The sequence below is a fragment of the Saccharopolyspora phatthalungensis genome, assembly GCF_014203395.1.
Classification (GTDB): domain Bacteria; phylum Actinomycetota; class Actinomycetes; order Mycobacteriales; family Pseudonocardiaceae; genus Saccharopolyspora; species Saccharopolyspora phatthalungensis.
This window is the reverse complement of sequence record NZ_JACHIW010000002.1, coordinates 830,900-841,161: the sequence shown is the minus strand read 5'-3', so window position 1 is coordinate 841,161 and position 10,262 is coordinate 830,900. Positions and strand designations below refer to the sequence as shown.

General features: G+C 67.9%; 11 protein-coding genes. 6 read left to right on the top strand and 5 right to left on the bottom strand.

Translation table 11 applies throughout. The features are described 5' to 3' along the window. Window positions 1–37: 37 nt before the first annotated feature. From BJ970_RS30695 to BJ970_RS30680, 4 genes are read right to left on the bottom strand one after another with little or no spacing between them, the layout of a single operon-like run. Window positions 38–181 carry a ferredoxin gene (locus tag BJ970_RS30695; protein WP_246471906.1) on the bottom strand — a complete coding sequence of 48 codons (144 nt, stop codon included), beginning with the start codon at window positions 179–181 and terminating at the stop codon, window positions 38–40. Between the two features lie 25 nt (window positions 182–206). Next, window positions 207–1,409, bottom strand: coding sequence for a cytochrome P450 (locus BJ970_RS39695; RefSeq protein WP_184730701.1), 1,203 nt, complete (start codon window positions 1,407–1,409; stop codon window positions 207–209). 6 nt (window positions 1,410–1,415) lie between these two features. Next, the gene (locus BJ970_RS30685; protein ID WP_184730699.1) at window positions 1,416–2,249 is read right to left on the bottom strand and encodes a cyclase family protein; all 834 of its coding nucleotides are present in this window, start codon (window positions 2,247–2,249) and stop codon (window positions 1,416–1,418) included. Next, window positions 2,246–3,223, bottom strand: a complete 978-nt coding sequence (locus tag BJ970_RS30680) for an HpcH/HpaI aldolase/citrate lyase family protein (protein WP_184730697.1) — start codon at window positions 3,221–3,223, stop codon at window positions 2,246–2,248. Before BJ970_RS30680 ends, BJ970_RS30685 begins: the two co-directional genes overlap by 4 nt. A gap of 252 nt (window positions 3,224–3,475) precedes the next feature. On the opposite strand from BJ970_RS30680, the gene BJ970_RS30675 reads away from it, so the two are divergent. The 6 genes from BJ970_RS30675 to BJ970_RS30650 all read left to right on the top strand — a co-directional run bounded on the left by BJ970_RS30675 (window position 3,476) and on the right by BJ970_RS30650 (window position 9,355). Beyond that, window positions 3,476–4,681 carry a cytochrome P450 gene (locus BJ970_RS30675; protein ID WP_184730694.1) on the top strand — a complete coding sequence of 402 codons (1,206 nt, stop codon included), beginning with the start codon at window positions 3,476–3,478 and terminating at the stop codon, window positions 4,679–4,681. 23 nt (window positions 4,682–4,704) lie between these two features. Further along, window positions 4,705–4,899 carry a ferredoxin gene (locus tag BJ970_RS30670; RefSeq protein ID WP_184730692.1) on the top strand — a complete coding sequence of 65 codons (195 nt, stop codon included), beginning with the start codon at window positions 4,705–4,707 and terminating at the stop codon, window positions 4,897–4,899. Between the two features lie 7 nt (window positions 4,900–4,906). After that, window positions 4,907–5,791: an aminoglycoside phosphotransferase gene (locus BJ970_RS30665; RefSeq protein WP_184730690.1), complete on the top strand. Its 885-nt coding sequence runs from the start codon at window positions 4,907–4,909 to the stop codon at window positions 5,789–5,791. 46 nt (window positions 5,792–5,837) lie between these two features. Continuing rightward, window positions 5,838–6,887 carry an aldo/keto reductase gene (locus BJ970_RS30660; RefSeq protein ID WP_184730688.1) on the top strand — a complete coding sequence of 350 codons (1,050 nt, stop codon included), beginning with the start codon at window positions 5,838–5,840 and terminating at the stop codon, window positions 6,885–6,887. 240 nt (window positions 6,888–7,127) lie between these two features. Next, on the top strand, window positions 7,128–7,712 hold the full coding sequence (locus tag BJ970_RS30655) for a hydrolase (protein WP_184730686.1): 585 nt from the start codon (window positions 7,128–7,130) through the stop codon (window positions 7,710–7,712). Continuing rightward, the gene (locus tag BJ970_RS30650; RefSeq protein WP_221468321.1) at window positions 7,709–9,355 is read left to right on the top strand and encodes an MDR family MFS transporter; all 1,647 of its coding nucleotides are present in this window, start codon (window positions 7,709–7,711) and stop codon (window positions 9,353–9,355) included. Before BJ970_RS30655 ends, BJ970_RS30650 begins: the two co-directional genes overlap by 4 nt. A gap of 40 nt (window positions 9,356–9,395) precedes the next feature. Here BJ970_RS30650 and BJ970_RS30645 read toward each other — a convergent pair whose 3' ends face one another. Continuing rightward, window positions 9,396–10,199 carry a tyrosine-protein phosphatase gene (locus tag BJ970_RS30645; protein ID WP_184730684.1) on the bottom strand — a complete coding sequence of 268 codons (804 nt, stop codon included), beginning with the start codon at window positions 10,197–10,199 and terminating at the stop codon, window positions 9,396–9,398. Window positions 10,200–10,262 lie beyond the last annotated feature (63 nt).

The window sequence follows — 10,262 nt, the reverse complement described above, 5'->3', positions numbered from 1 at the left end:
TCGTCGATCTGTTCTCCGACAGCAGACAGCGGCGCCGTCATCGAAGGCTGATGGCGTTTTCCGGGCAGTTCGCGGCACAACGCCGCACGGCCTGTTCCAGCGCCGGCGGGACCGGTCCGCTCAAGGTCACGACGCCGAAGCCGAGCTCGTCGCAATCGAAGACGTCCGGGGCGATGTCCATGCACCGCAGGTGTCCCTGGCATTTCTCAGTGTCCAAGTGGACCCGCATCCGTGCCTCCCCACCGCAGTTCGAGTGTGCGGGGACCCCACACATGCCCGGTCGACCAGGTGACCGCGTCCCCCGGGGCGAGTTCGAAGTCCGGGATGACGCGAAGCCATTCCTCCAGCGCGATCCGCATTTCCATGCGCGCGATCGAGGAGCCGATGCAGCGGTGGATCCCGACGCCGAACGCTAGGTGCCGGTTCACCTGCCGGTCCAGGTCGACGCGTTCGGGCTCCGGGAACTCCGCGGCGTCGCGGTTGGCGGAGGGCAGGCCCATCAGGATCGAGTCGCCCGCCTCCAGCCGCACCCCGTGGAACTCCGTGTCGCGGGTGACGACCCGGGCGATCTGCACCGGAGAGAACGCCCGAAGGAACTCTTCCACCGCCGTCGGGATGAGCTCGGGGCTCGCCGCCAGTCGCGCTCGGTCCTCGGGATGCCGGGCGAGGTGCCACAGGCTGCTGCCGAGGGCGCTCCAGGTTGTGTCGATACCGGCGGTAATGATCAACACGAGCGCGCCGATCAGCTCCGCGGGCGTGAGCTCGCGACCGCCGATGTCCGCGCCGAGAATGCAGCTCACCAGATCCTCGCCCGGGCGCAGGCGGCGCTCGGCCATCAGCTCGGTCAGAAACGCCTGGGTCTCGGTCATGGCATCCCTGATCTCGTCCATCTCGTTGGAGTCGAGGATGACGCGCATCCGCTCGCCGAACTCTTCCTGCCGGTCGTCGGGACAACCCATCATCCGGGCCATGAACCGGGACGGGATCTTCTTCGCGTATGCGGCGGCGGCATCGCAGTGGTCGAGCGCCACGATCTGTGCCAGCAGTTCGCGGGCGTGTTCGCGGACGAACGGCTCCAGCGACTTGATCCTCCGCGGGCCGAAGGCCGGCAAGAGGATGCGCCGGAACGGCCCGTGCTGCGGCGGGTCGAGCGTGATCGGCGGGCGTTCGGCCAGCTCGTCGCCGAACGCGTCCTTGGGCACGCTGATCGACACCGAGGAGAACAGCTCGGGGTCCTTCGCGACGTCGTCGACGGACCGGTAGCTGGTGGCGATCCAGTAGCCGCCGAGTTTTTCGCTGCGTGCCACCGGACACGCGCTGCGCATGTCGTCGTAGACGGTGAAGGGATTGTCCGCGGCGGGCGGGGAGAACAGGTCGAAATCCGCATCGCGGTTCTCGGCTTGAGTCACGCTTGCTCACCTGCCTACCAGCGCGAGAGGGCGAACCGGGCAACCGCTGGCCCCGACGATCTTCAGCGGGGCGAGCACGAACGTGAATTCGGTGCTTTCGCGGCCGGACAGCTCGTCGAACCGCATGTTCTCGATGAGGTGGATTCCGTGTTCCACTAGCAGAATCCGGTGCACGGGCATGATCGCGTGGCCCCGCCCGGGCGGTATCTGCTCGAACGCCGTGGTATCGGTTCCGGCCGCCCGGATTCCCCGATCCGCGAGCCACCGCGCGGCCTCGGCGGTCACCCCCGGCACGCCCGTGGCGAACCCGAGGTAGGTTTCCGGCTCCGGCCACCACCGGCTCCACCCGGTGTTGATGAGGCACACGCCGCCGCCGACCGGCTCGGCACTAGCCCGGTCGGCGGCCGCGGCCAGGTCTTGCGCGGTGATGCCGTAGCCGGCGGGCAGGCAGTCGACGTCGTGCAGCCTTGCGATGTCCAGGTACACGCCGTGGCACACCATCGGCTCGATCGTTTCGACGCCGTGGACCGTGAACAATCCGCCCTGCTGGGCCTGCGCGCTGTCCCATCCGCCGTGCAACCGGCCGTCCTGGGACACGTGCGCGAGGGCGTCGATGTGGGTTCCGACGTGGCCGCCGGTCATGATGATCTCGTTGGCCGAGGAACCCCCGTCGGCCCTGACCATGTCGCCGTGCCGCCGGGCCAGCGCCATCCGGAACCCCGGATGGTTCGGCGAACAGGGAATCCCGTTGGCAAGCGGCTGCGCGAGGTCGAGCACGTCGACGCCGCGCCCCACCGCGGCCAGCAGCGCGTCATCGTTTCTCGCCTTGGACCGGTTCATGACGCGGTCCCGGTCAGGTCCGGTTCGGTCAGGTCCGGTTCGGTCAGGTCCGGTTCGGTCAGGCCGGAACCGGTCAGCTCGGGTTCGGGCTGGCCGGAATCGGGCAGGTCGGGTTCGAGCAGGTCGAGCGCTCGGGCGAGCTCCAGCACCCGCCTGGCGTTGGCGAGAATCGGCGGGGCCACCAGTTTCCGTTTCGCCGAGACCACGACCGAGGTGTCCTCGCGCTGCGCGTCCGCCGCCGCGCAGATCTCGCGCGCCGTGGCGATTTCCTCGGGTGAGGGCCGGTAAACCTCGTGGATGATCGGCAACTGCGCCGGATGGATCGCCATGCGGCCCAGGAAGCCGAGGCGCTTGCCGTGCTCGCAACTGCTGCGCAGCGAATCGGGCTCGCGCACCTCGGCGAACACGCTTTGGCACGGACTGGCCAGGCGGGCGGCGCGGGAGGCGGAAATGACCCGGATCCGGCCGGCGTCCATCGTCATGCCGTCGAGGTCGCACCCCAGATCCACCCGCAGGTCGGACTCGCCGAGTCCCAGCATCTCCACCGCCGGCGCGGCCGTGGCGAAGGCGTAGGCGAACTCCAGCGCGTAGGCGGACTCCAGCAGCAGATGGATCGCGGCGGCGCTGCCCGCTTCCTTGAGCAACCCCGCGACCTGGACGACGTCCGCGGTGTGCCCTACCTTCGGCAGCCGCAGGCCGTCGAGTCCGGCGCCGGCCACCGCCAGCACATCGTCCTTGCAGCGCCCGGAGGCCATCGAATTGACCCGGACAAAAGTGGGCTTCGGCATCGGTTCCGCGGTGAGCCGCGAGACCACTTCGCGCGCATACGTTTTCTTTGGCGCCGGCACGCCATCTTCCAGATCGAGAATGACGGCGTCCGCTTCGGACGAGTACGCGCGCTCGATTCGGTCCGGTTGATGACCCGGAACGTAGAGATAGCTCAATAGCAGTCTCCGTCGTGCCACACACCGCATCGATCGAACCCCCCTGATCACCAGCACTGGAACGAAACACGACATGCGGAAAACCGCTCGGCTGGGCCATTTCTACGTCGCTTTGGCCCGGCGGTAAATGGAACCTTCGTACAAAGCAGCGCGCTTGGGGTGTACGAAGGTTCAATTTACGGTGCGCCGCGACCTGAGTACGACTGTTGAGGTGCCGGTCCGCGCCGGTCCGAGTCGTGATGTCCGACGTATCGATTGCGGTGGACGGAGATTCTGATAAAGATGTCCTCCTCGGCTGAAGTCCCGTTCTATCCGATGGAACGCTCGGCTGCGTGTCCACTCGATCTGCCTCCCCAGCTGCGGGAGATCGCGCGTGACCGCCCGGTGTCCCGGGTGCGGATCTGGGACGGCAGCCAAGCGTGGCTGATCACCGGGTACGACGAGGCCCGGGAGTTGTTGACCGACCCTCGGGTGAGCTCCGATCAGTCCCGGCCCGGATATACCTTCGCGGCTCCGCAGGCGAAAGTCTTCCACAACCGCAACCGGTCAATGCCCACAATGGACGACCCGGAACACGCGGTGCTGCGACGCATGGTCGCCGGTGACTTCACCAACAAGAAGATGGAAGCGCTCCGGCCGAAGTTCCAAGAGCAGGTCGACGAGCTGATCGACGAGATGCTCGCTTCGGGAAACCGCGCCGACCTGTTCTCCCAGCTGGCAGTGCCGATGTCCTCCAAGGCGATCTGCGCGATACTCGGGGTGCACAACGAGGAGGGCGTGCGGTTCGCCGCGCTGGGCAAGACCATGGCTTCGCCCGCCTCGACCAATGAAGACCACGTCAAAGCGGTGGAGGGCATGCGGGCCCTGCTGCGCTCGCTGGTCGTCCAGAGCAAGACCGAGCCCGGTGACGGGGTCATCGGCCACCTGGTCGGCGCGGGCGAGTTGCCCGACGACGAGATCGTCGCCACCGCGCTGCTGCTCATGGCCGCCGGGCATGGCGCCACGGCGCACATGACGACGTTGGGCACCATGGCCCTGCTGGCCAATCCGGACCAACTGGCCCTGATTCGCGACTCCCGCGATCCCGCGTTCATCGCCAACGCGGTCGAGGAGTTGCTGCGCTATCTCAGCGTCGCCCACCTGGGCAGGCGCCGGGTGGCGATCGAGGACATCGACGTGGGTGGGGTGCTGATCCGGGCGGGCGAGGGCATCATCGTCGCGACCGACACCGCCAACCACGACCCGCACGCGTTCGAGGGTGATCCGGACGAACTAGACCTGCGGCGCAACGCCTGCCACCACTTCGCATTCGGGTTCGGCGTGCACCAGTGCCTCGGCCAGCAGCTCTCCCGCGTGCTCCTGCAGGTGGTCTACGGCACCCTTTACCGGCGAATTCCCACCCTCGCCCTGGCCGTTGCGGTGGAGCAGCTCTCCTACAAACTTGGCCTGGCGATTTATGGCGTCAACGAACTGCCCGTGACGTGGTAGCACCCCGGACGAGGAGATCCAACGTGCGAATTCGGCTGGACAGGGAAAGGTGCATCGGGTCGGGGCAGTGCGCGCTGGCCGCTCCGGAGTGGTTCGACCAGGACGCGGACGGCATCGCGGTCGTGTTGGCCGAGGATGTGCCGGATCAGGAGGCCGAGCCGGTGCGGCAGGCGGTGTTCACGTGTCCGGCGCGCGCCATTTCGCTGGATTCGGACTAGTTCGGGCATGAGCACGGACGCACAACGAGAAGCCCGGGAGCCGGCGCCGGCCGACGTCGACCTCGCGGCCCTGTCTGCCGGGGCCGTCTCGTTGCGGGGCAGCTGGGACGACCTGCCCGCCGCTGTCGTCGCCGCGATCCGTGAGGTCACCGGCCCCATCAACGGGATCGAGCCCGCCGAGCACGGCTACAGCAGCCACGTCGCCGGGACGCTGGACACCGCGAGCGGACGGTTTTTCGTCAAGGGGCTGCGGCGCGAGAACGGGATGGCGAGGACCCAACAACGCGAGGTCGCCGTCAACCCGCGCGTCGTGCCGATGGGGCCGCGGCTGTGCTGGCACGTCATCACCGACGACTGGGATCTGCTCGGCTTCGAGCACATCGCGGGCCGCATCGCCGACTACCGCCCGGGGTCGCCGGACCTGCCGCTGGTGGCCGGGACCATCGCGGCACTGAACGAGGTCACGGCGACCGGCCTTGAGCTGACGCCGGTGGCCGAGCGGTGGCGCGACCACCTGGGCGATCCGGCGGATGCCGCCGCGCTCACCGGCGACACGCTGCTACATACCGACTGGCACCACACCAACCTGCTGGTCACCGACGCGAGCGCCGTGCACGTCGTCGACTGGGCGATGGCCACGCGCGGCGCGGCCTGGATCGACCCGGCCTGCTGGATCGTCTGGCTCGCCTTCGCCGGCCACCCCATCGCCGACGCCGAGCAGTGGGCGACCGAGGTCCCGGCTTTCCGCGCGGCGCCGGACGACGCGGTGGACATTTTCGCCGAGGTGCAGGCCCGGCACTGGCAGTACATCGCCGACCACCACCCGAACACGATGACGCACAGCCTTCGCGACGCAGCCGTGCGATGGGCCCAGCACCGAGCACGTCGCTGACGAGGCCCCCGGAACGTTTTCGAAACCCAGTGAGGCCAGGAAGAAGATGAAACACGCACTGCTCGGAGCCAGCGGCGTCGGCACGTCCGTCTACGCGCTCGGCACGGCCACCTTCGGCGAGCACACCGACGAGGAGGAAGCCAGCCGGGTGCTGGAGGTTTTCGTGGACGCAGGCGGTCTGCTCGTCGACACCGCCGACGGCTATGCCGACGGCCGCGCGGAGGAGATCGTCGGACGCTGGTTGGCCCGCCAGCCCGCCGAGGTGCGCAGTCGCGTGCTGCTGTCGACCAAGGGCGGCGGGTACACGACCAGCGCGGCGATGAACGAATGGGGCAACACCCGGCACAATCTGACCCGCGCGCTGAACACATCGCTGCGCAGCCTCGGCGTCGACTCCATCACGCTCTACCAGGTGCACACCTGGGATCCGTTGACACCGCTGGAAGAGACGCTGTCCTTCGCCGACGACGCGGTCCGGCAGGGCAAGATCCAGTACCTCGGACTGTCCAATTTCACCGGCTGGCAGCTGCAGAAGGCCGTCGACACCGCCCGGCGCCTCGGCCTGACGGCACCGGTGGTCTATCAGGCCCAGTACAACCTGCTGTGCCGCGAAATCGAATGGGAGATCATCCCGGCCGGGACGGCCAACGGCCTCGGGCTGCTGGCATGGTCGCCGCTGTCGGGCGGGTTGCTGACCGACAAGTACTCCGCACATGCCCGCCCGGACGGTGATTCGCGGTTCACCGAGCAAATGGAGCGCGGCAAGATGCACGACAACTACGTCGCCGCGCTCTACCAAGCGCACGTCACGAACGAGCGCACGTGGGCAGTACTGAAGATCCTCCGCGATATCGCCGTCACGAGAGGCGTCACGCCGGCCGCTGTCGCGCTGGCCTGGGTCGCCGCCCGCCCCGGAGTGAGCTCGGTGATACTCGGCGCGCGCACCAGTGCGCAGCTCGCGGCCAACCTCGCGGCACGGGATCTCACCCTGGACGCCGAGGAGATCACCCGGCTGAACGAGGCGAGCGACCCGTGTCCCGCCGGATACCCCTACGGTGCTTTCGGTGCAATGCAACGAAGTCGTTCGATCCAGTAGCGCAGCGACCCGCCTGGGCCTACATCAGTCGGGGATCCCCTGTCACGTCTGGACCGCCAGGCGGCGACCGTAACTCCCGCAGGGGGGCCGCTACCCGCACCGCTACGCAAACCACTTTTGAAACACTCTCTACGGCACCGTACAACCGCTGGTTGTTCTGTCGGCCGTCGAGTTGTTTGATCCGCCGCATCGCTGGTGGGTCTAATGGAAACCGAAATCCCTCTGTAGAAAGGCATTCTCGTGGCAATCACCACGCTCGATGCGGGTACCGCGCTCGTGCTCGTCGACCTGCAGAACGCCATCGTCGCCGCTCCCACCGCCCCGCGCGGGGGGCAGGACGTGGTGGTGCGGGCCGCGGAGCTGGCGGAGAACTTCCGTGAGCACGGCGCCCCGGTCGTCATGGTCCGGGTCACCGCGGCTGCGGACGGATCGGACGCGGTACCCGGTCGCTGCGACCTGCCTAGCCCGGCCGGCGTCCTGCCGGAAGCCTGGGACGAGATCGTCGAAGACCTCAGCGGTCATCCGGGCGACATCATCGTGACCAAGCGCAACTGGGGTGCCTTCTACGGCACGGACCTCGACCTGCAGTTGCGCCGCCGTGGCGTTACCCAGATCGTGCTGGCGGGCATCGCCACCAGCATCGGCGTGGAGTCCACCGCGCGTTCGGCCCACGAACGCGGTTACCACGTCACGCTGGCGACCGATGCGATGTCCGATCTCGATCCGGAAGCGCACCGCAACAGCATCGAGCGGATCTTCCCCAAGCTGGGCGAATGCGGCACCACCGCCGAGATCATCGAGCTGCTGGCGAAAACCCGCTCATGAGCCTCGGCGCGGAAGAGAAACAGGCTGGCTTCAGCCATCGGCAGATCATGCTGGTCCTGCTGGGGCTGATGCTGGTCATCTTCCTGGCGGCGATGGATCAGAACGTGGTCGCCACGGCGATCTACGCGATCGGGCAGAGTCTCGACGGCCTGACCGGCCAGGCGTGGGTGACCACCGCTTTCTTGATCACCTCGACGATCACGACGCCGCTGTACGGCAAGCTGTCGGACCAGTACGGTCGAAAGCCGCTGTTCCTCATCGCGATCGGGCTGTTCGTCGTCGGCTCCGGACTGTGCGCGATGGCCACCTCGATCTACTGGCTCGCCGTGTTCCGGGCATTCCAGGGCATCGGAGCGGGCGGGCTGTTCTCCCTCGCCTCGACGATCATCGCCGAGCTCATCGCGCCACGCGACCGGGCCAAGTACGGCGGCTACCTCATCGCCGTGCTCACCGCCGCCAGCGTGCTCGGGCCGCTCGTCGGCGGCCTGCTCGCGGGCCAGGAAGCGTTGTTGGGGGTCGTCGGCTGGCGGTGGATCTTCCTGATCAACATCCCCATCGGCGTTGTCGCGGCGCTTGTCGTGTTCAAGGTTCTGCACATCGACCACGAACCGCGCCGGCACCCGGTCGACTACCCCGGCGCCGCGGCCCTGATCGTCGCGGTGGTACCGCTGCTGCTCGTCGCCCAGTGGGGACAGCAATGGGGATGGGGCTCGGGCAGGTCGACCGGGTGCTTCGCCATCGGTGTGCTCGGCATCGCCGGGTTCCTGCTCGCCGAGCGGCGAGCGGGCGACGAGGCCTTGCTGCCGCTCAGGTTGTTCCGCAACCGGGTGTTCGCCGTGGGGGCAGCGCAGTCCACCGTGATCGGCATCGGCATGTTCGGCGGAATCGTGCTGCTGCCGCTCTACTTCCAGCAGGTCAAAGGATATTCGCCGATCGATGCGGGGCTGCTCATGCTGCCGCTGCTGGTGGGCATGCTGGCGTTGTCCTACGCCGCCGGCCAGGTGACCTCCAAGACCGGTCGGTACAAGGCGCTGCCGGTGATCGGGTCCGTTCCGCTCGTTGTCGGCATGCTCATGCTCTGGCGACTAACCGCCGACACCGACATGGTCTATGTCAGCTGCGCGCTGTTCGTGCTCGGCGCGGGACTCGGCATGAACCTGCAAACGATCGTCGTGGCAATGCAGAATGCGGTGCCGGCCCGGGATATCGGCGTGGCGACCGCGTCGGCGACCTTCTTCCGGCAGATGGGAGGCACGGCGGGTATCGCGGTTCTGCTGTCCATCGTGTACTCCACGGCGGGCGGCAAGATCAGCGCGGCGTTCACGGCCGCCCGGGACACACCCGCGTTCCAGGCCGCCGCGACCGCTCATCCCGACCAGTTCGAGATGGCGACGTCGACGTCCTCGGGTGGCGCGGCAGTGCTCGACGACACCTCGTTCCTCAACGGCATGGACCCGGTGCTGGCCGCGCCGTTCAAGAGCGGGTTCACCGGCGCGCTGGCGATCGCGTTCCTGGTCGCCGCCGTGGTGCTGGTGGCCGCTTTCGTCTTGGCGATCGTCACGAAGGAGTTGCCGTTGCGAACGAGTGCGCCCGCGGCCGCAAAGGAACCTGACGAATCGGGAACCGCAGTTGGGCCCGCGTAGCGGCCGGCGGGCGGCTGGCCGATACCCGGGGAAGCGGGCCTTATTCGGTCAGCCGCCGTCGCAGCGCCTTCTGGTCGGCGCTGGTCCAGCCGTGTGCCGTGAGCCAGCCGAGTGCCCCGCCGAATCGTTCCTCGATGGTGGCCAGGAGTCGTTGCATGAAGTACGGCCGGGGCAGCGAACTCGCGACCGGTCGGCCATTGAGGTCCGCGGCGTAGGTCTCGCGGGAGCGCAGCCGCGCCAGAATCGGCTCGATCCGCTCGCCGGTCTGGATGTAGTCGGCGACGATCTCCTCCCGCACGACGCCGACCGCCTCCATGACGAGCGCACAGATCACGCCGGTGCGGTCCTTGCCGGCGGCGCAGTGCACCACGGTCGCTCCGTTGCCGTGCGCGATGAGACGAAGCGCGGTCACGACCGAGTCGGGGCGTTGGGTGAAGTAGTCGAGGTAGTTGGCGAGCAGCTTGTCTTCCGCCGGGGCGTGTTCGTCGTCGCGTTTGGTGTGCCAGGGAAGAACTTTGTCCACATCCACGGTTGCCTTGGCGTCCGCGCCGGCACGGGTGACTTCGGTGAACAGCGAGAGGTGGTGGATCGTGACGGCATCGACCCGGGTAAGCGGGCCCGGGCCTTCCAGCCGCACCTCCGCGTCGGTGCGGAGGTCGATCACGTCCCGCAGGCCGACGGAGTCGATCAGGTAGGTCACGTCGGCCGCCGTGAGGTCTTGCAGGTCGTCGGATCTGAGGATCTGTCCGAATCGGGTAGTGCGGCCGTCCACGGTCGCCAGCCCGCCGAGATCGCGAACGTTGACCGCGCCCGCCAAATCGATCCACCGGCTGCGGGTGGTCAAAGTTCCGGTGCAATCATGCTAGGTCCCCTGGCATGTTAAGTCCCCCTGGCGATTCTGCTGCTG